Here is a 19,707-nt window from a genome sequence, read left to right as displayed (position 1 = left end):
TTGCTAGCCGAACAGCAGGGTCGCCACGGTGAAGATGGCCAGCCCGGCCAGGGCACCCACCACCGTGCCGTTGATGCGGATGAACTGCAGGTCCTTGCCCACCTGCAACTCGATCTTCTGGGAGGTTTCCTCGGCGTCCCAGCGGGCCACGGTGTCCGTGATAACTCCGGCGATGTCCGAGCGGTAGGTCTTCACCAGGTAGGCCGCGGCGTCGCCGATCCAGGCGTTCACCTTCCCGGCGAGCTCGGGATCGACCACCAGCCGGGTGCCGAAGTCATGGACGGCCGCCTTGAATTTGATGGTCAGTTCGCTGTGCGGATCATCGACGGCGGTGAGCAGCGCCGTCTTGATGGTGTCCCAGGTGCGGGAGGCGAGCTCCCGGACCTCGGGGTCGCCGAGCACCTGGGCCTTGATGCCCTCGGCCCGGGCGATCATGACGGGATCGTGCTGCAGGTCCTGCGCGAGTTCCTTGAGGTATTTGTCGATCGACAGGCGCACCTGGTGCTGCGGATCGGACTGCACGGCGCGGGTGAACTTGAGGATCTCCACGTACACTTTGTCGCCTACCAGCCCGTCCACGAACGACGGCACCCAGGTCGGGGAGCGGTCGGTGACCAGCCTGTTGACCGTCTCCTGGTTGTCCCGGACCCAGTCCACGGCGCGGTCCACGAGCAGATCGACCAGGGCGTGGTGGTGCCCGTCGTCGAAGACCCGCTCAGCGAGCCGGCCCACCGGCGGCCCCCACGGCGGGGTAAGCAGGTGCTTGCGGACCATGGCCTCGATCACGGCCTGGACGTCGTCGTCGTTGAGGACCTTGAACGCGCCGCGGATCACGGCGGCACCCTCCTTGGCGACCCGGTCCGGGCCGGCCGGGCTGGACAGCCAGGCGCCGGCCTTGCGGGCAATGTCCGCGGACGCCAGCTTCTCCTGGACCACCTGCTCGGAGAGGAAATTGGTCTCCACGAAGTCGCCCAGCGAGGCGCCGATCTGGTCCTTGCGGCGCGGGATAATCGCGGTATGCGGGATCTTGATTCCCATGGGGTATTTGAACAGGGCCGTGACGGCGAACCAGTCGGCCAGGGCCCCCACCATGCCGCCCTCGGCCGCGGCGCGGACGTATTCGAGCCATGGATAGTACTTCTGCAGGGCGAACGCGACGACGAAGATCACGGCCATGACGATCAGGAGCGAGAGCGCCAGGAGCTTCATCCGGCGCAGCGCCGCGGCCTTGTCGGCGTCACTGGACGCAGCGGGACGCCGTCCGGCGGGACCGTCCGGCTGCACGCCGCCCGGAAGTCCCGCGGCACCGGTCAGGGAAGTTGGCTCAGTATTCACCTGCATGAGCCCAGCCTAGCCCCGCCGGGGAGCCGGCCGTCCGCTAACGTGGCACCATGACGACTGACGTGTCCGCCTCCGCCCGTCCTCTGGTCTATGCCCACCGGGGCTCCAGCGAAGCCTTCGCTGAGCACACCCGGGCCGCGTACCTGCAGGCAATCGCCGACGGCGCCGACGGCGTGGAGTGCGACGTCCACCTGACCCGGGACCAGCACGCCGTGCTGTTGCACGATGCCACCCTGGACCGTACCTCGGACGGCACCGGGCAGGTCGCGGACCGGACCCTGGAAGAGCTCCGGCTTCTGGACTTCTCCTCCTGGAAGGGGGCACGCATCCCGGAAGCCTATGGTGCCAAGTCCGAGCAGTTCCTGACCCTGCCGGACTTGCTTGAAATCCTGCGCGCTGCGGGGCGCGGGATCGGCTTGGCGATTGAGTTCAAGCACCCCAGCCCCTACCATCTCGGACTCGAGGACCGGGTCCTGGAACTCCTGAGGGACGAGGGCTGGGATCCGGAAACATCGATGCTGGACAACATCAGAATTTCCTTCATGAGCTTCAGCCCCGACGCCGTCAAGCACCTGCTTGAGTCGGCGCCGGCGGGGGCCGTGTGCCAGCTTGTGGACGACGTCAACGTGGCAGACATCCGTGAGGAACTGGGCCTGGGTGCACTGACCGGCGGGGCCCTGGCCAATGTCATGAAGGCCGCACAAGCCGAAGCCGAACGGATCCTGGACGCGGCCGAGACCGGCATTGCCGGCCCTGGCATCGGGTACGTCCGCGCGCACCCCGGCACCGTGCAGCGCTGGCTCGGCTCGGGACGAAAGTTCCGGGTGTGGACCGTCGACGCCGAGGACGAGGTCAAGCTGTGCAGGGAACTCGGGATCCACGAGATCACCACGAACTGTCCGGCCCGGGTCCTGTCCCAACTCATGGCGGACAGCCAGCCCCTCCGGTAATCGCCCGGAGTGTCGCGGATCCCCGGCGGATTACGGCCGGCGTGGCCGCTGTGGTTGAGTGGTTGCATGCCATTTCGCTGGTCCGGCCGGGCCTCCCAGACGCTGTCCGCGGCGGCGATGAGCGCGCTGTTGCTCGCCAGTGCCGCCAAGCACTTCCGTGAACCCGAGTTCTTCCACCCGGTGGTCCCGGACATGCTGTGCCGTGACGATTCCGGCGGGCAGTCGAACGGCCCGCTGGCGGTACTTTCACGTGAGGAATGGGTGGCGGCGAGCGGCCTGCTGGAAGCGGCTGCCGCCGTCGGGCTCCTGATCCCGGCCACGCGGCCGGCCGCCGCCGTCGGAGTGACGGCGATGTTCGCCGCGTTCCTGGTCGGCCACGTCGACGCCCTGCGGAAGGCCTACGGCCCGGACGGCACGCCGGGCCGGCGCCGGCTGCACACCGTGCGCCTCCCGCTTCAAGCGCCCCTGATCGCATGGGCCTGGACCCTGACGCGGCGGGACCGGCGGCGGTGAAAATCCTGCAGTCACCGGCAGTACGGATCGGCCTGTCGATCAGCATTGCCACCGGCCTCTACGGCGTTTCCTTCGGCGCGCTCTCTGTAACTTCCGGCCTTGATTTCTGGCAGACCATGGCGTTGAGCCTGCTGCTGTTCAGCGGCGGCTCGCAGTTCGCCTTCATCGGCGTGGTAGCCGGCGGCGGGTCCGGCGTCGCGGCCATGAGCGCCGCGACGCTGCTGGGCATGCGCAACGGTATCTACGGGATGCAGATCAACGCCCTGCTGCAGCCGCGCGGGTGGCGCAGGTTCGCCGCGGCCCAACTGACCATCGACGAGTCGACCGCCACCAGCACGGGACAAACGGACCCGGCTGAGCAGAAGCGCGGATTCTGGACCGCCGGGATCGGCGTGTTCGTGCTCTGGAACCTGTTCACGGCCCTCGGCGCGCTGGCCGGCGGTGCGCTCGGGGACCCCAAACAATGGGGACTCGACGGCGCCGCCGTGGCAGCCTTCCTGGGCCTGCTTTGGCCGCGGCTCAAAGGCAGGGAACCGGTGGCCATCGCCGTGGTCTGCGCGCTGGCCACCGTGCTTGCCGTGCCTTTCGTGCCGCCGGGCGTGCCGATCCTCGTCGCCGCCGTCGTGGCGGCCGGGATCGGCTGGTTCAGCCATGGCCGCAGCGACGAAGGCCTTGAGCCCGACGTCGACCCCTACGCCGAACACCACACGCACCACCACAGCGGCCACTCCGGAGAGCACTCCGGCGGCCGCCCTGAAGACCGCCCTGGAGAGAACGCATGAACCTCTGGATGTGGCTGATCCTCTCCTGCCTGCTGGCGTATGCCTGGAAGCTGCTCGGCTACCTGGTGCCGGCCAGCCTGCTCCGCAATCCGCGGATGTCCAGGATCGCCGGGACCATGACGATCGGGCTGCTGGCATCCCTGACGGTGGTCAACGCCGTCGCCTCCGGCCAGTCACTCGCTCTGGACGCCCGGCTGGGCGCACTGGCCGCGGCGGCCGTTGCGTTGTGGTTCCGGGCACCGTTCCTGGTGGTGGTGATCGCCGGTGCCGCCGCGGCCGCCGGCCTGCGGCTGCTTGGCTGGGACTGACTCCTTCGGCGGCAACCCTCGTCGGGGACGCTCGGCGGGGACGCTTGGCGGGGACGCTGGGCTGTGCCAAGGACCGGCCTGCGTCTGCCCGGGCGAACCCGTTGACGCGAATTTGCCTACGTGACGCGGGGTGGGGCGGGAATGGTCTTTAGTCCCTACTTGCTGCCGGTATCGCGTGGGACCATTCGAACATGAGTGAACATGACGACCCGGAGGCTGCGGAGCCACGCAAAGATCAGCACTCCAAGCAGCACGAGCCGTTTGTTTCCGCAGGGGCTGAATCCACCAGGGAACTGCGAGAGATGGCGCGACGTCGCCGGGAAGCTGAAGAGAAGCTGCAGCACCACCTTCTCGAGGCCAAAGAAAAACCGGTCGAGGAATAGTGCCGGGCGCCCGGCTGTCCGAGCACCTCCAGGATCTGGTGCTTGAAAATGCCAGCATCGACGAGTTCCTGCAGGAATTGTCCGGCGCAATTGCCGAGTTTGGTGAATCCGTGGCAGGCTGCCGGATGGTCAGTTCGGTCCGACTTGTCCGCGACCGGCAGCCGGCCGTCCTGGCCGGCAGCGATCCCGCGGCGCTGGCACTGGAGCAGCTCCAGGAGCGCGCGGCGGGGCCGGCCCTGGATGTCCTGGAGACCGGCCGGGCAGCCCTGTTGGCCGGCGGCCCGACGGAGCCGAGGCTGGACCGTTACCGGCGGACGGCGGCCCGGTGGGGTATCCATAGCGTCCTCAGCGTGCCGGTGGCCCTGGACCAGGGCGCCGCGGCCGCCCTGACGTATCTCGCCGCCGACCCGGACGCCTTCGACGATGGGGCGGCCGCCAGTTGCGAGGCGTTTGCCGCCACCGCCGGGAAGTCCATGCGCCTGGCCGTGCGCCTGGGAACCGTCCAGGACATGAACGCCGATCTGCTCCAGGCCATGAAGTCGCGCACCACCATCAACCTTGCATCCGGCATCCTCATGGCCCAGAGCCGGTGCTCGCAGGCCGAGGCCTTCACCCTGCTCAGCAAGGTCTCGAACAACCGCAACGTCAAGCTCCGGCTCGTGGCTGAGGAGATCTTGCGCCGGTTTGAGTCCGGACCCTACTCCACCGACTTTGGCACCCGGGCCTGAAGGCGGCAGCACCAAACAGCGGGGGCGGGCCCGCCGGCGGGTCAGCCGGCGTCGTCGACTTTCACGATGATCTTCCCCCGGGTGTGGCCCTCCATGTTGAGCCGGAACGCTTCGGCGGCCTGATCCAGCGGGAACGTCCGGGCCACCTCGACTTTGAGCCGGCGTTCGTCCACCAGCCGCGCCAGGCGCTCCAGGTCGGCCCCGACGGGATTCACCCACATCCACGTGCCACCGTGCTGCTCCACCGCGCTGTCCGCGATGGAGGCATGCCGTCCGCCCTCGGCGAGGACCGCCAGGGTGGTGTCAAGGTTGTCGCCCACGAAGTCGGCAACGACGTCGGCGCCGCCGGGCGCCAGCGCCCGGACACGGTCCGCCAGGCCCTCTCCATAGGTGACCGGTTCCGCGCCGAGGGCACGGAGGAAATCATGGTTCTTTTCGGAGGCGGTCGCAATCACGCGGGCGCCGAGCGCAGCCGCGATCTGGATTCCCAGCGAGCCCACGCCGCCGGCGCCGCCGTGGATCAGGACAGTGTCTGCGGCCTTGACGCCCAGCCGGGTCAGGACCTGGTAGGCAGTCAGCCCGGCGAGCGGAAGCCCTGCCGACTCGTCCCAGTCCAGGGATTCCGGTTTCCGGGCCAGGAGCCGCTCCGGCAACGCAATGTACTCGGCGAAGCTGCCGCCGTGGACGAAGTCCTTGCGGCCGTAGGAGATGACTTCATCGCCGGGCCGGAACTCCGGGGCGTCGATGCCCACGGACTCGACGACCCCGGCCACGTCCCAGCCTGGAATGGCCGGGAACTGAAGGTCCATCATCGAGTCGAGGTAGCCCGCCATGATCTTCCAGTCGACCGGGTTCACGGACGCCGCCTTGACCTTCACCAGGACCATTCCGGGCCCCACTTTCGGCAGGGGCTGTTCCGTTAGTTCAAGGACGTCAGGGTTTCCGTACTGGCTGTATGTCATCGCTTTCATGATGTACGACAACTACTTCCCGCGCGATGGTATTCCGGCGGTCAGGCGGCCGTCCCGAGCCCGGCGAGCCGCAGCATGACGGCCAGGCCTTCCGGGGTGCCGGGCCAGTGGCGCCGGACGGCGCCGGCGCCGGCGCGGGCCACCACCGAGCGCAGCACGAGTGCCACGATCACGACGTCGTCCGCGTATCCGATCACCGGTATGAAATCCGGAACGAGATCGATGGGGGAGGCAAGGTAGATGAGCAGGAGAGCCAGCCGAACCCGGACCCCCACCGCCACCGAGCGGTCGGCCAGCAGACGTCGGATGAGCCGCAGCAGGTCCGGCAGCAGCCGCAGGGCGTCCTTCATGGTGACGGTCTCGGGGTGCCGGCGGGCATAGGCCCACAGCAGCAGCAACAGGATCCCGTAGATCACCAGCACGCCGCCGATGACCCCGGCGAGGGTTTCCCATCCCATAGGCAAGAGCTTACCTACCTGGCCAGGGATGCTTCGCTAGCCAAGAATGGCGTCGAACGCGGTGCCCGGCAGCGGAGCCTGGGGCGGGAGCGCCCGGTCCGGCCGCTCCGTGCGGATGGCGTCCTCGACCAGCGCCACGGGACGCCGCCACGCGTCGGATCCTGGCTCCATCGTGTCCACGACGCCGATCAACATGGCCAGCAGCCGGATCATGTCCGTCATGGAAATATCGCTGCGCAGGGTGCCCTGGCCCTGCCCTCGGCCCAGGAGCACGGCGATGGATTCGATCAGGCCCCCGGTGATCCCGGTCAGCAGCCCGCGCCGGCCTGCGACGGCGCCCAGGAGGTTGGCTTCCTCGCTGGCAACCCGCATGGTGGCATCGATGACCCGGAAAAGTCCGGCGGCGGCGTCCGGATCGGCCAGGGCCTGGTCGATGGCAGGATCGACCTGGAGCCGGAGCTGCCGGTTCAGGGCCGCGAGCACCAGTTCTTCCTTATCCGCAAAGTTCCGGAAGAGGGTGGCCGGCCCCACCCCGGCCGTGACGGCGATGGTCTGCAGCGGCACTTCGGGCCCGTGCTCGCGGAAGCATTGCCGGGCCGCGGAGATAATTTTGTCCACGTTGCGCGCGGCGTCGGCGCGAAGCGGCCTGCGGTCTACTGCCCGGTTCATTTGCCTAGGTTAGCAATGCGCGCGGCGAGCGAAGCGGTTACCGCCGGGTAGTGCGTTATGTGACGAGTTCCGCCCCAAATCCGCGCGCCCCGGTGACGGAAGCGCGTGAAAGACTGGTCCGGGCAGCCCGAAAATTCCCCCGGCTGTCCGGACCGAGTGAAGGGACCCATCACATGCTCGTCGCATTCTCCGTAGCACCCTCCGGCGACCCCGCCAGCGGCCAGGCGCCCGGTGACGCCTCGGTCCACGACGCCGTTGCTGCTGCCGTGCGGATCGTCCGGGAGTCCGGGCTGCCCAACCGGACGAGTTCCATGTTCACCGAGATCGAGGGCGAGTGGGACGAGGTCATGGACGTCGTCAAACGGGCCACCGACGCCGTGGGCGTTTACGGCTCCCGCGTTTCGCTGGTCCTCAAAGCGGATATCCGGCCCGGGTACAGCGGCGAGCTGACCGGCAAGGTCGAGCGGCTGGAAAACGCCATCGGCGGGCAGGGTCCAGTAGGCCAGGAACTGTAGCGCCGGGGCGGGCCGGCTGGGACACTGGGGGCATGATCGAGCATCAGCCCGCCCCCGGCTGGGTTGCCGTGGAGAACTTCCTCTCCGACGTCGTGGTCCGCCCGGACAGTGCGCTTCAGCGCGCCGTGACCAGCGCCCTGGAGGCGGGCATGCCGCCTATCGAAGTGGCACCCAACGCCGGCAAACTCCTGAAGCTGCTGGTCCAGCTCTCCGGCGCACGGCGAGTCCTGGAGATCGGCACGCTGGCCGGCTTCAGCACCATCTGGATGGCCCAGGGACTGCCAGCCGACGGCCGCCTGGTCACCTGCGAGTACCTCCCCAAGCACGCCCGTATCGCGCGCGCCAACATCGACAACGCCGGCCTGGGCCACAAGGTGGACATCCGGATCGGGGCGGCGCTGGACACCCTGCACGCGCTGGAGAGCGAGGCCGGGCCACCCTTCGACTTCGTGTTTATCGACGCCGACAAGGAAAACAACCCCCACTACCTGGACTGGGCCATCCGGCTCGGGAGGCCCGGCACCACCATCGTGATGGACAACGTCGTGTGGGAAGGCGTCGTGCTGGACGCGTCCATGGACACGGTGAACGCCCCGGGAATCATCAGTGCGCTGCAGATGCTCGGCGACGACGCTCGGCTGGACGGGACCGTCATGCAGACCGTCGGTTCGAAGGGCTGGGACGGGTTCGCCCTCGCGATCGTCCGCTAGGTAGGGCCGGCCGTGCGAGATGCTCGCCGTGCGAGAAACTGCCGGGCAAGAGGCTGCCGTGGCGTGGCCGGGGCACCCAACACCAAGTGCTAAGTATGCTTAGATTGCTTGGCGGCGGCCCGGCGGGCAGCCGCTGACGCGAAGGACTGGAAATACGCAGCCCGGACGTTCACCTCCCACAATCGCACAGCCCGAAGGAAAACAGGCAGCCGAAATGAACGGGACCCCGACCTCCCACCAGCCCCTCCCCGCCAGGACCCGTCCTGTCATGACCAGTCCCGCCACGTTCAGCCCGGTCAGGATCAGTTCCGCTGACCCGGACCTGAACGCGATCGGCCCTTTGCTGACCGGCGCGCGGGCCGCCGTCGGCGATGTCCCGGCCCTGCTGGACCTCGCCAAAGCAGCAGCGGAGAAGGCGCCAAAGCCAGGGGAGGGCCGGACCGCGTTCCTGTGGGAGATTCTGGCCTCCGTGACCGCCGTCGACGTCGCCGCAGGCCGGGTCCTGGAACCGCACCTGGACGCCGCCGCGATTCTGCGGCAGGCAGCGGGCGCGGCCGCGGGGGAGGGCCGGGACTGCCCGGACTTCAACGGGATCGGCTTTGAGGGCGCCTGGGGCGTGTTCGCGGCCGAGGCCCCGGGACTCCGGCTGGAGGCAACCGAGGCCGACGGATGCTTCCGGCTCCACGGCTCCAAGCCCTGGTGCTCGCTGGCCGCACAACTTGACCATGCGGTGCTGACCGCTCACGTCGGAGGCGGCCGCGCCGCGTTCGCCGTCGACCTCCACGCCGAGGGTGTGAGCTTCGCCGATCCTGAGTGGACCAGCCGGGGCCTGCGGGAAATCCCCAGCGGCACGGTGCACTTCGATGGTGTCCCGGTCGTGCCGCTGGGAGGAACCGGCTGGTACTACCAGCGCCCCGGCTTCGCCTGGGGCGGCATGGGCGTGGCCGCCTGCTGGCTGGGCGGCGCCGTCGCGGTGGCCCGCAGCTTCACCGCATCCCTACAGAAAGCTGCCGACGGCGGACGGGAACCGGACCAGATTGCCCTGGCGCACCTTGGCGAGATTGACCGGACCCTGGCCGCCCTGACCGGGTACCTGGCGCAGACAGCCGCCCGGATCGACGCGGGGGAACTCTCCGACGCCGGCGCATGGCGCGAGGCCCTGCGGGTGCGGGGAACCGCGGCCGCCGCCGTCGAACGCATCCAGACGCTCGTGAGCCAGAATCTGGGGCCGGCCCCGCTCGCCTTCGATGAGAGCTACGGAAAACGGATGGCGGATCTGGCCCTGTACATCCGCCAGCACCACGCCATGCGCGACGACGCACAGCTGGGCGCCCTCTCACTGAACGGAAACGCCCCATGGTGAGCTTTACCCATGACGACCCAGGGACCAGCGAGGCAGTATGGGCTACCGGCGGTGCGGCGGAGCTGCCGGAGCTGCCACTGGATCATGGGGAGCTCGCCGGCCGGGCGTTCATTGTCCTGGCCGCCCACCCCGACGACGAGACGCTCGGGGCCGGCGGGCTGCTGGCCCGGCTGCACGCCGTCGGCGCCGCCGTCCGGGTGCTGTTGTGCACGGCAGGGGAGGCCTCGCACTCGGGTTCGCCGACGACGACTCCGGAGCAGCTGGCAGCGGTCCGGCTGCAGGAGTTCGGCGGCGCCATGACGCAGCTGCTTGGCGGCAGGGAATGGCAGTGTCTGGGCCTGCCCGACGGCAAACTCGCCGAACACCGGGAGCAGATCCGCGCCGCCGTCCACGAGGCGGTCAGCGAGGTGTCAACCGCGTGCGGGGCCGCCGCCGGCGACGTGGTTCTTGTAGCGCCCTACCGCTCGGACGGCCACACCGACCACGACGTCCTCGGATCCGTAGCCGCCGACTTCAGCGCCGCGGAGGGCTGCGCTCTTCTCGAATACCCCATCTGGTACTGGCTGTGGGCCGCACCGGACGCTCCCGTCTCCACCGGCGACCCGGCTGATCCTGCATCCTCCGCTGGCTCCGCCGGTGCGGCGTGGCGCGGCTGGTTCCGGCTGCCGCTGACCCCGGCCGAGCAACAGGCCAAGGCCGCCGCCATGGCGGCGCACAGATCCCAGGTCCAGCCGCTTTCCGGGTTGCCGGGCGATGAGGTGCTCCTGCCGGCGGCTTTTCTGGCGCACTTTGAGCGGCCATGGGAGACGTTCGCCTGGTACCCGGCGAGTGCCCCGTCCGGGCATGTCCCGTCCAGAGTTGTCCCGTCCAGGGATGCCCCGTCCGACGGCGGGTCCCCGCACCCCTACGCCGCGCGCGACGCAGAGCGACTCTTCGATGCCGTCCACGCCCGGGAGGAGGATCCCTGGCAGTACACCTCGAGCTGGTACGAGCACCGCAAGCGTGCCCTGACGCTTGCCGCGCTGCCCGCGAGCAGCTACGCGGCCGGGTTGGAGATCGGCTGCTCGATTGGAACGCTGAGCGTGGAGCTCGCGCCGCGGTGCGGAAGTTTCCTGGCCGTTGACGCCAGCAGCACCGCCCTGGACCACGCCGCCCGGCGGCTCGCCCACCTGCCCGCGGCACAGACGCGCCACCTGACGGTCCCTGACGAGTGGCCCGACGGATCGTTTGACCTGATCGTGGTCTCAGAGGTGGGGTACTACCTCTCGCCGGCAGAGCTCGGCGGCCTGCTCGACCGGATCCGGGACGCGCTCCGGCCCGGCGGGACCCTGGTGCTGTGCCACTGGCGGCACCCCGTTTCCGGCTGGGAACTGGACGGCGACGCGGTCCACGCCGCGGCCCGGCGCCAGCTGGGCTGGGCCGGCGGCGGGATCTACCGGGAACGCGACTTTGTCCTCGAGGTGCTTCTTGCGCCGGACACCGTGCCGGACCGCGGCGCCCGCGAACGGGGACGGTGACCGGGGTGGCAGCACTGGCATTGCCGCTGGCGCGCGGGTACGGCATCGAACGGGTTGCCGTCGTCATGCCCGCGCACAACGAGGAAGAGCACCTGGAGGACGCGCTGCGGGCCTTTCAACAGTCCGCGGACGCCCTGCACAGGGTCCGGCCCGACGTCGACGTCCGATTGACGGTGGTGCTGGACAGCTGCACGGACGGATCCGCCGCCACCGTGGCCGGTTTTGTTGGTGCAGACCGGCGCATCGGTGCCCTTGAGGTCAGCTACCGCAGCGCCGGTGCCAGCCGGGCCGCAGGAGCCCGGGCGTCGGGCATCGGAATCCCCCGGCGACGGCCGCCGGGGCAGCGCTGGACGCCGCCGGCTTGGGCCGGCCGGACCTGGCTGGCCAACACCGACGCCGATTCCAGGGTGCCGGAGAACTGGCTGGTCCGCCAGCTTGAGTTCGCCGAGGCAGGCGCCGATGCCGTACTGGGGTCCGTGGAGCCGGACCCGGCCGGAATGGACCCTGAGTTGCTCCGGCGGTGGCGGGAACGCCACCCGTTCCACGAGGACCATCCCCACATTTACGGTGCGAATTTCGGCGTCCGGGCATCCGCCTATCTGGCCGCCGGAGGGTTCGCACGGATCACATCCGAAGAGGACCGGGCCCTCGTCCACGGCCTTCGCAGCCGCGCTTTCACGGTCACGGCGACGGACAGCAACCGGGTGGTGACCTCCGGCCGGACCCACGCCCGGGCACCGCACGGCTTTGGCACCTACCTGCGGAGTCTGGACCGGGTGCCGCCGCCACCAGCCGGCTGACGAGTCACCGACCCCGGGACCCGTTGACGCCGGGATCGGGCCCCTCCACACTGATAACGTGACCGACGCTGCTAACGAACCCAGCATCAATCAGGTTGTTGACCGCCTGGCGGCCCGTTTCCCGCACGTCCCCCGGGTACACATCGCCGGGATTGTCGGCGAGGAATTCGAGGCCCTGGACGCGGGCCGGATCAGGACGTTCATCCCCACCCTGGTTGAACGGGGTGCCCGCGTGCGGATCCAGAGAGAATTCGGAATGAGCACCGCCGGCGACTAACGCGCCCTGGCAGCCTCGAGTTCGCCGTATACGCGTCAAATCGCCGTAAAGTTCCGGCGAGCCCGCACCATTCCGGCGATTTCGACGGCGGCAGCCAGGCGGGACCGGCCCGGCGGCCGTGGACAGCGGACCTTTGGCCCTTACCGGCCCGGGCCACCGGCAGGATGCTCGACCCATGAGGTACCTGATCAGGGCCGGCGGCCGGCGGTGTCCGTGAGGGGCGGAGCGCGGGCGTGAACCCCGGTGCGGGGCAGGACTCGCTGTCAGCCGTAGCCGGCCTCAGCGCGGACGAGGCAGCCCGGCGGCTGCAGCAATTCGGCGCCAACAAACTGCCCGAACCCCGATCGGTCCCCGGCTGGCGGAGGCTTCTGGCCGAGCTGACCCACTTCTTCGCGATCATGCTCTGGGTGGCGGCCGTCTTCGCATTCATTGCCGGCATGCCACAACTGGGGATCGCCATCATCGTGGTGATCGGGGTCAACGGGGTGTTCGCCTACATCCAACAGGAGCGGGCCCAGCACGCCGCCGCCAAGCTCCGCGAACTGCTCCCCGCCATGGTGTCCGTGCGCCGAGACCGCCGCGTCATCAAGGTCCACGCCACCGAACTGGTTCCCGACGACGTCGTGGTGCTTGTGGCCGGCGACCGCGTCCCCGCGGACCTCCGGCTGGCCGTTGCCACCAGCTGCGAGGTGGACGAGTCGATGCTGACAGGCGAAAGCGAGGCCGTGGTCAAGTCCCCGGGCGACACCGCTTTCGGCGGCACGTTCCTGGTCAACGGGCAGGCCGAAGGCGTGGTCCTGGTGACGGGAGGCCAGACCAGGCTCGCGGAAATCGCGGCCCTGACGGGCAACGTCGAAGCCCCGACCAGCCCGCTGGCACTGGAACTGCAAAGAATCGTCCGCATCACCGCCTCCATGGCCCTGGGCATCGGTGCGCTGTTCTTCGTCATCTCGCTCCTTGTCGGCATTTCCTGGCGAGATGCCTTCCTGTTCGCCATCGGGGTGGCCGTCGCGCTCGTTCCCGAAGGCCTGCTTCCCACGGTCACGCTCTCCCTGGCTGTCGGTGCGCAGCGCATGGCCAAGCGCAACGCCCTGGTGCGCAACCTGCAGGCGGTGGAGACCCTCGGCTCCACCACGTTCATCTGTACCGACAAGACAGGCACCCTGACACAGAACAGGATGAACGTCGTCGAGGTCTGGACCCCGGCTGGGCTGCTGACCATCGACGGCCAGGGCTACGGCCCCGAAGCCGATATCACCGGCACCGGCACGGAGGACGCCCGTCAGCTCAGCGTCGCGGCGCGCGCCGCCTCGGTGGGGCGGGCCGTCCTCCACGAGGACCGGTGGATAGCAGAGGGCGACCCGATGGAGGCCGCGATCGACGCGCTCGCCGCCCGCCTCACGGCCGTCCCCGCCGAAGGGCCCGCTGACCGGGGCGAACACCGGGAGCAGCCGACGCCGTCGCACCGGTTCGCGTTCGACCCCCGCCGGCTGCGGGAATCGGCAATCGTCGGCACCACCCTCTACGTGAAGGGCGCCCCGGAATCGGTGATCCCGCTGTGCACCGGAGACGGCACGTGGGCTCCATCCGGGGCGGGGGCTTCGGGCGCGCGCCGGGCGCTGGGCATGGTCGACGAGATGGCCGCGCGCGGCCTGCGCGTGCTCGCCGTCGCCCAGCGCAGCCTGCCCGGGGCACCCGGCGCCACGTTCCGGCTCGAAGACGCGGAGGCCGGGCTGACGCTGATGGGCCTGATGGGCCTGCACGATCCTCCCCGGACCGAGGTGAAGGTGGCCCTCCAGGCCGCCCGCGACGCCGGCATCAAAGTGGCCATGGTGACCGGCGACCACGCCTTCACCGCCGCCGCCATCGCCCGGGAGACCGGGCTGCTCGGCGCCACCGAAACCGTGCTGCAGGGACCGGACCTGCCCGAGGACGACGCCGTCCTGGCGGCCCTGCTGGACCGTGACGGAGTGGTGGTCAGCCGAGTGACGCCGGAACAGAAACTCCGGGTGGCGCGCCTCCTGCAAGGCCGCGGGCACGTCCTGGCCATGACCGGCGACGGCGTCAACGACGGCCCGGCGCTGCAGCAGGCCGACATCGGGGTCGCCATGGGCCTGAGCGGCACCGACGTCGCCCGTGAGGCCGCCGACCTCGTGCTGCTCGACGACGACTTCGCCACCATCATTGCCGCGGTGGAACAGGGCCGGGCCACCTACGCGAACATCCGGCGCTTCCTGACCTACCACCTGACGGACAACGTCGCCGAGCTCACCCCCTTCATCATCTGGGCCTTGTCCGGCGGCCACTTCCCGCTGGCGCTGGGCGTACTGCAGATCCTTGCCCTGGACATCGGCACCGACCTGCTGCCCGCCCTCGCCCTGGGCAGCGAGGCGCCCAGCAAGGGAACGCTGAAGCGGCCGCCCGAGCGCCGGCATCTGATGGACCGAGCCCTCATATTCCGGGTGTTCGGGCTGCTGGGACCGGTGGAGGCCGTGATGGAGATGACCGCGTACACGGTGGTGCTGCTGGGCGCGGGGTGGCGGCCCGGCACGGAACTGCCGGCCATGGACGTGCTCATGGCGGCCTCCGGTGCGGCCTTCACAACGGTCGTCCTGGCCCAGTTGGCGAACGCCTTCGCCTGCCGCAGCGCCACCGTCCCGCCCTGGCGGCTGGGCTGGTTCACCAACCGGCTGTTGCTGTGGGCCGTGCTCGCGGAGCTGGGTCTGCTGTGCGTGTTCCTGTTCCTCGGTCCGGTGGCGGCGCTGCTGGGCCACGCCCCGCCGACGCCTGGAGGGCTGGCGGTGGCTCTGGCCGCTGTCCCCGCCGTCCTGATCGCCGACTGGCTGTACAAGATCGTCCGCCACCGCCGGGCCGGTTCACCGGCCGGCGGCCCCGGAACGGTCGGCCCCGGAACGGCCGGGGGCGGCACGCGGGTCCAAAGCCCCTGACCCCGGGACACCGGTCCCGCGCAGTATGGGTCCACCGACAACGCACAGGAGTGCTGACATGGCTGATTCCCCCGTGATGTGGTTTGACGAGATCGGCATGGGCGACGTCCCGAGGGTCGGCGGCAAGAACGCCTCCCTCGGCGAGCTCATCCGGAACCTCCAGAGCGAGGGCGTCCGGGTCCCCGACGGGTTTGCCACCACGGCCGCCGCGTACCGCACCTTCATTGCGGCCAACGGGATTGACGCCGCCATGCGGTCGCGCATCGCGGCCTACCGGTCCGGGGACGCCACGCTGCGCGCCACCGGCGAGGCCATCCGGGAGCTGTTCCTGGCCAGCGAGTTCCCCGAGGACATCGCCGAATCCATCCGCGCCCACTACCGGACCCTGGGGGAGCGCGCCGGCGTGGACCGGCTCTCGGTCGCGGTCCGCAGCAGCGCGACCGCCGAGGACCTCCCGGACGCGAGCTTCGCCGGACAGCAGGAGACCTTCCTGAACATCGCGGGCGAGCACGAACTGCTGGACGCCTGCCGCCGCTGCTACGCCTCCCTCTTCACAGACCGGGCCATCAGCTACCGGGAAGTCAAAGGCTTTGACCACCTGGATGTCGCCCTCTCGATCGGCATCCAGCGGATGGTGCGTTCCGACGTCGGGGCCTCCGGGGTGATGTTCTCCATCGATACCGATTCGGGCTTTCCCCGGGCCGCCGTCATCAGCGCGGCCTGGGGCCTGGGCGAAACCGTGGTCCAAGGCACCATCAACCCGGACAAGTATGTGGTCTTCAAACCGCTCCTCTCAGAGTCCGCGGCCGCGCAAGGCGTCACCCCGATCATCGAGAAATCCCTCGGCTCCAAGGCCCGGAAGATGGTCTACGGCCGCGGCGGGAGCGCCCGCACCCGGATGATGGACACCTCGGCGGCCGAGCGCCGGGCCTTCGTGCTGGGCGACGCCGAGATCCTCGCCCTCGCCCGCTGGGCTGTCAGCGTCGAAAACCACTACGGCCGGCCCATGGACATGGAATGGGCCCGCGACGGCGAGACCGGGGAACTCTTCATGGTCCAGGCCCGCCCCGAGACCGTCCAGTCGCTCCGCACCGGTCCCCACTTCACCATCCACCATCTGCTGGAGCAGGGGACGGTGCTGGCCACCGGGGCCGCGATCGGCGATTCGATCGCGCACGGCACGGCCTGCGTCATCCGGACCGCGGCGGACATTGCGGCATTCCGCGACGGCGCCATCCTCGTGACCGAAATGACCGACCCCGACTGGGTGCCCATCATGAAGCGGGCGGCCGGGATCGTCACGGACCACGGCGGCCCCACGAGCCACGCGGCGATCGTGAGCCGCGAGCTGGGCGTGCCCGCCGTCGTCGGAACCGTCAATGCCACGGCTGTCCTGGCCGAGGGCCGGCCCGTGACGATCTCCTGCGCCGAGGGCGATACGGGCCGGGTGTACGACGGCACCCTGGCCTTCGAAACAGAAGACGTGGACCTCGGCGCGCTCCCCGAAACCCGCACAGCCGTCATGGTCAACATCGCCAGCCCGGCTGCGGCCTTCCAGTGGTGGCGGCTGCCGGCCGACGGCGTCGGGCTCGCCCGGATGGAATTCATCATCAGCAGCCTGATCCGCGTGCATCCCATGGCCCTGGTCCATCCGGAACGGGTCACCGACCCCGCCGAGGCGCAGCAGATCAGGGAGCTGGCGCAGGGGTACGCGGACCCGACCGAGTACTTCGTGGACGCCCTGTCGCTGGGCATCGCCAAGATCGCCGCGCCGTACTACCCGCGCCCCGTGATCGTCCGGCTCAGCGACTTCAAGACCAACGAATACGCCCACCTGCTGGGCGGCGCCGCCTTTGAGGAGCCGGAAGAGAACCCGATGCTCGGCTTCCGCGGTGCCTCGCGCTATTACGACGCCCGCTACCGCGAGGGGTTCGCGCTCGAATGCGCCGCGCTCAAGCGGGTCCGCGAGAAACTCGGGTTCACCAACGTGATCGTCATGGTGCCGTTTTGCCGCACGCCGCAGGAGGCGGACAAGGTCCTTGCCGTGATGGCCGAGCACGGTCTGGTCCGCGGCAGCAACGGGCTGCAGGTCTACATGATGTGTGAAATCCCGTCCAACGTGGTCCTGGCAGAGAAATTCGCCACCCGCTTCGACGGGTTCTCGATCGGCTCCAACGACCTCACGCAGCTGGTCCTGGGCGTGGACCGCGATTCCGGCCAGCTCGCTGCGCTCTTCGATGAGCGGGACGAAGCCGTGATGGTCATGATCAGCGAGGCCATCCGCAAGGCCCACGCCGGCGGCATCAAGATCGGCATCTGCGGGCAGGGTCCCAGCAACCATCCGGAGTTCGCGGCGTTCCTGGTGCGCGAAGGGATCGACTCGATCTCCCTGAACCCGGACAGCTATCTCAGGACCGTGCCGCGGATCGCGGAGGCGGAGAAGACAGCGCCAGCCGGGGCAGCGTCAGCCGCGACAGCCTCAGCCCGGTAGCGGTGCCCGGCGCGCGCCTTCCCTGGCCCGCGCCGTGCTGACGGCGCCGTGGCGACCCGGTCCGAGGGACCGCAAGGCGTTCAGGATCGTGGCGAGGTCCACGAGCTCCTGCGTCAGGGCCCCTGCGATGGCCGGCACGTACCCCGCGGCCGCGGCCACCATGAGGGCCACGCTCAGCCCGATGCCGATCCAGATGCTCTGCAGGGCCACTTGCACGGTGCGCTGTCCGATCCGGACGGCCGACGCCACCTTAGAGAGGTCATCTAGGATGATCACGACGTCGGCCGACTCGCCGGCCGCCGTCGAGCCGCGGGCGCCCATGGCGATTCCGACGTCGGCGACCGCCAGGACGGGGGCGTCATTGACGCCGTCGCCGACCATCATGACCGGACGGTCCGGCAGCGACCTGACGGCCTCGACCTTGTCCGGCGGGAGGCACTCCGCCCGGACGTCGGTGAGTCCGGCCTCGTCCGCGATGTGCCGGGCGGTGGCGAGCGCATCGCCGGTCAGCATGACCGTCCGATTCACGCCGAGGGCCTTGAGCTCGCTGAGCGTGCGGCGGGTCTCTTTGCGGATGGGATCGCTCATCACGAGGGAGCCCACGAATTCGCCGCCGGTACCGACGTAGATGGCGAGCTCACCGCTGGCCAGGTCCGTCTCCGCTACGCCGGAGGCCCACTCGGCCACGAACGCGGGCTTGCCCACCACCACGTCCTGGTCGTCAAACCGGGCCCGCACCCCGTGCGTGGCGAATTCCGTGGCCTCGGTGGCAGCGCCAAAAGGCAGCCCCCGGGAACGGGCTGCGTCCATCACCGAGGCGGCGAGGACATGGGAGGAGTACTGTTCCGCGGACGCCGCCAACCCCAGGACCTCATCTTCCGAGAGGGTCCCGGCGGTCCGAACGGCCACCAACGCGGGGCGGCCGTAGGTCAGGGTTCCCGTCTTGTCGAACGCCACCGTCTTGATCCGGCTCAGCTGTTCAAGCACCCCGGCGTACTTGACGATGACGCCGGAGCGCGCGGCGCGACTCATGCCGCCTAGGAACGCCACGGGAGCGGCGATCAGCAGCGGGCACGGCGTGGCCACCACGAGGACCTCGGCGAACCGTGCCGGGCTGCCGCTGATGATCCAGCCCACGGCACCCAGCGCGTAGGCCAGGGCCGTGAACGGCACGGCATAGCGGTCGGCCAGCCGGACCATGGGCGCTTTGCTTTCCGCCGCCTCCTTCACGAGGGCGACGATCCGGCTGTATTGCGAATCCTCCATACGCGCCGTGACCCGCATCCGGATTGCGGCCTCACCGTTCAACGAGCCGCTCATGAGCCCTTCCCCGGCGGACCGCTCCACCGGCAGGCTTTCCCCCGTGAGCGACGATTCATCGAACGTGCCCGAATCGGAGAGCAGGACGCCGTCCAGCGGGACCACCTCACCGGGCCTGACCAGCAGGATGTCGCCGATGTCGACGTCGGTGGCCGCCACGTCCTCGTGCTGGCCGTCCGTGTGGGCTTCGGCAGTGTGGTTTCCGGCAGTGTTGGTTCCGGCAGCGGAGGTGCCGTTGCGCTCCCGGTGGGCCGTCTGCGGGACGCGTTCCAGCAGTGCCGTCAGTTCGTGCTTGGCCCGGCCGGCGGCGTAGTCCTCGAGCGCCGTGCCGCCGGCGAGCATGAGCACGATGATCATCGAGGCGATGTACTCACCCACGAGGACGGTGGCGACGATTGCGGTGACGGCCAGGATGTCGATGCCCCACTGGCCGCCTGCGAGCCGGCGCACCATTCCGATGGCGAGGTAGGCAGCCACGGCCAGGGCATAGATGCTCGCGGCGGCCTGGGCAATGCCCTCCTGGCCTGCGGCCAGGAGGGCCACCACCGCCAGCAGGACAAGCAGGGTCCCCGCTACGAGCGGATACCGGAGAACGATTTTCACGGATTTTCTGCCTTCGACGGCGTGTCCTGAACTACTTGAATCCTACTGCGCCGCAGCCGG

At 69.6% G+C, this 19,707-nt stretch carries 19 protein-coding genes; 14 read left to right on the top strand and 5 right to left on the bottom strand.

What is annotated here, in order from left to right; all coding sequences use genetic code 11:
- Positions 1-3 precede the first annotated feature (3 nt).
- The gene (locus ACVWZ7_RS09580; RefSeq protein ID WP_456507692.1) at positions 4-1,341 is read right to left on the bottom strand and encodes a DUF445 domain-containing protein; all 1,338 of its coding nucleotides are present in this window, start codon (positions 1,339-1,341) and stop codon (positions 4-6) included.
- Between the two features lie 50 nt (positions 1,342-1,391).
- Between ACVWZ7_RS09580 and ACVWZ7_RS09575 the strand changes: the two genes are divergently transcribed.
- From ACVWZ7_RS09575 to ACVWZ7_RS09550, 6 genes are all read left to right on the top strand, one after another.
- Positions 1,392-2,291 (top strand): glycerophosphodiester phosphodiesterase, encoded by a 900-nt coding sequence (locus tag ACVWZ7_RS09575; RefSeq protein ID WP_116765509.1) that lies wholly within the window; start codon positions 1,392-1,394, stop codon positions 2,289-2,291.
- 66 nt (positions 2,292-2,357) lie between these two features.
- Complete coding sequence (locus tag ACVWZ7_RS09570) at positions 2,358-2,804, top strand: DoxX family protein (RefSeq protein ID WP_344361320.1); 447 nt, start codon at positions 2,358-2,360, stop codon at positions 2,802-2,804.
- Positions 2,765-3,586: an AzlC family ABC transporter permease gene (locus ACVWZ7_RS09565; protein ID WP_116765511.1), complete on the top strand. Its 822-nt coding sequence runs from the start codon at positions 2,765-2,767 to the stop codon at positions 3,584-3,586. The genes ACVWZ7_RS09570 and ACVWZ7_RS09565 overlap by 40 nt, the downstream gene beginning before the upstream one ends.
- Positions 3,583-3,894 carry an AzlD domain-containing protein gene (locus ACVWZ7_RS09560; protein ID WP_091250245.1) on the top strand — a complete coding sequence of 104 codons (312 nt, stop codon included), beginning with the start codon at positions 3,583-3,585 and terminating at the stop codon, positions 3,892-3,894. Before ACVWZ7_RS09565 ends, ACVWZ7_RS09560 begins: the two co-directional genes overlap by 4 nt.
- A gap of 191 nt (positions 3,895-4,085) precedes the next feature.
- On the top strand, positions 4,086-4,277 hold the full coding sequence (locus ACVWZ7_RS09555; RefSeq protein ID WP_091250248.1) for a hypothetical protein: 192 nt from the start codon (positions 4,086-4,088) through the stop codon (positions 4,275-4,277).
- Positions 4,277-5,005 (top strand): GAF and ANTAR domain-containing protein, encoded by a 729-nt coding sequence (locus tag ACVWZ7_RS09550; protein WP_456507691.1) that lies wholly within the window; start codon positions 4,277-4,279, stop codon positions 5,003-5,005. Before ACVWZ7_RS09555 ends, ACVWZ7_RS09550 begins: the two co-directional genes overlap by 1 nt.
- A gap of 41 nt (positions 5,006-5,046) precedes the next feature.
- On the opposite strand, the gene ACVWZ7_RS09545 is transcribed toward ACVWZ7_RS09550, so the two are convergent.
- From ACVWZ7_RS09545 to ACVWZ7_RS09535, 3 genes are read right to left on the bottom strand one after another with little or no spacing between them, the layout of a single operon-like run.
- Positions 5,047-5,976: an NADP-dependent oxidoreductase gene (locus ACVWZ7_RS09545; protein ID WP_116765513.1), complete on the bottom strand. Its 930-nt coding sequence runs from the start codon at positions 5,974-5,976 to the stop codon at positions 5,047-5,049.
- A gap of 41 nt (positions 5,977-6,017) precedes the next feature.
- The gene (locus ACVWZ7_RS09540; RefSeq protein ID WP_116765514.1) at positions 6,018-6,434 is read right to left on the bottom strand and encodes a YkvA family protein; all 417 of its coding nucleotides are present in this window, start codon (positions 6,432-6,434) and stop codon (positions 6,018-6,020) included.
- Between the two features lie 36 nt (positions 6,435-6,470).
- The gene (locus tag ACVWZ7_RS09535; protein WP_116765515.1) at positions 6,471-7,103 is read right to left on the bottom strand and encodes a TetR/AcrR family transcriptional regulator; all 633 of its coding nucleotides are present in this window, start codon (positions 7,101-7,103) and stop codon (positions 6,471-6,473) included.
- Positions 7,104-7,276: 173 nt separating this feature from the next.
- Here ACVWZ7_RS09535 and ACVWZ7_RS09530 point away from each other — a divergent pair, with 173 nt between their 5' ends.
- The 8 genes from ACVWZ7_RS09530 (at position 7,277) to ppsA (ending at position 17,724) form a co-directional block, all read left to right on the top strand.
- The gene (locus tag ACVWZ7_RS09530; RefSeq protein ID WP_456507690.1) at positions 7,277-7,618 is read left to right on the top strand and encodes a thiamine-binding protein; all 342 of its coding nucleotides are present in this window, start codon (positions 7,277-7,279) and stop codon (positions 7,616-7,618) included.
- Between the two features lie 32 nt (positions 7,619-7,650).
- A complete protein-coding gene (locus ACVWZ7_RS09525) occupies positions 7,651-8,328 on the top strand; it encodes an O-methyltransferase (RefSeq protein WP_456507689.1) in 678 nt (225 codons plus the stop codon).
- Positions 8,329-8,596: 268 nt separating this feature from the next.
- Positions 8,597-9,691, top strand: coding sequence for a hypothetical protein (locus tag ACVWZ7_RS09520; RefSeq protein WP_456507688.1), 1,095 nt, complete (start codon positions 8,597-8,599; stop codon positions 9,689-9,691).
- Positions 9,685-11,208 carry a PIG-L family deacetylase gene (locus ACVWZ7_RS09515; RefSeq protein ID WP_456507687.1) on the top strand — a complete coding sequence of 508 codons (1,524 nt, stop codon included), beginning with the start codon at positions 9,685-9,687 and terminating at the stop codon, positions 11,206-11,208. Before ACVWZ7_RS09520 ends, ACVWZ7_RS09515 begins: the two co-directional genes overlap by 7 nt.
- Entirely contained in the window at positions 11,205-12,008 is an 804-nt protein-coding gene (locus tag ACVWZ7_RS09510; RefSeq protein ID WP_456507686.1) for a glycosyltransferase, read from the top strand. Before ACVWZ7_RS09515 ends, ACVWZ7_RS09510 begins: the two co-directional genes overlap by 4 nt.
- Positions 12,009-12,066: 58 nt before the next feature.
- Positions 12,067-12,285 carry a three-helix bundle dimerization domain-containing protein gene (locus ACVWZ7_RS09505; protein ID WP_116765519.1) on the top strand — a complete coding sequence of 73 codons (219 nt, stop codon included), beginning with the start codon at positions 12,067-12,069 and terminating at the stop codon, positions 12,283-12,285.
- Between the two features lie 233 nt (positions 12,286-12,518).
- Complete coding sequence (locus ACVWZ7_RS09500) at positions 12,519-15,233, top strand: cation-translocating P-type ATPase (protein ID WP_456507685.1); 2,715 nt, start codon at positions 12,519-12,521, stop codon at positions 15,231-15,233.
- A gap of 58 nt (positions 15,234-15,291) precedes the next feature.
- The gene (gene ppsA, locus ACVWZ7_RS09495; RefSeq protein WP_456507684.1) at positions 15,292-17,724 is read left to right on the top strand and encodes a phosphoenolpyruvate synthase; all 2,433 of its coding nucleotides are present in this window, start codon (positions 15,292-15,294) and stop codon (positions 17,722-17,724) included.
- Here the strand turns inward: ppsA and ACVWZ7_RS09490 are convergent.
- Entirely contained in the window at positions 17,713-19,647 is a 1,935-nt protein-coding gene (locus ACVWZ7_RS09490; protein ID WP_456507683.1) for a heavy metal translocating P-type ATPase, read from the bottom strand. The genes ppsA and ACVWZ7_RS09490 overlap by 12 nt on opposite strands.
- Positions 19,648-19,707 lie beyond the last annotated feature (60 nt).

It is taken from the genome of Arthrobacter sp. TE12232 (assembly GCF_054062615.1).
Note: the sequence above shows the minus strand (reverse complement) of the source record. Positions and strands in the feature narration are given on the sequence as shown.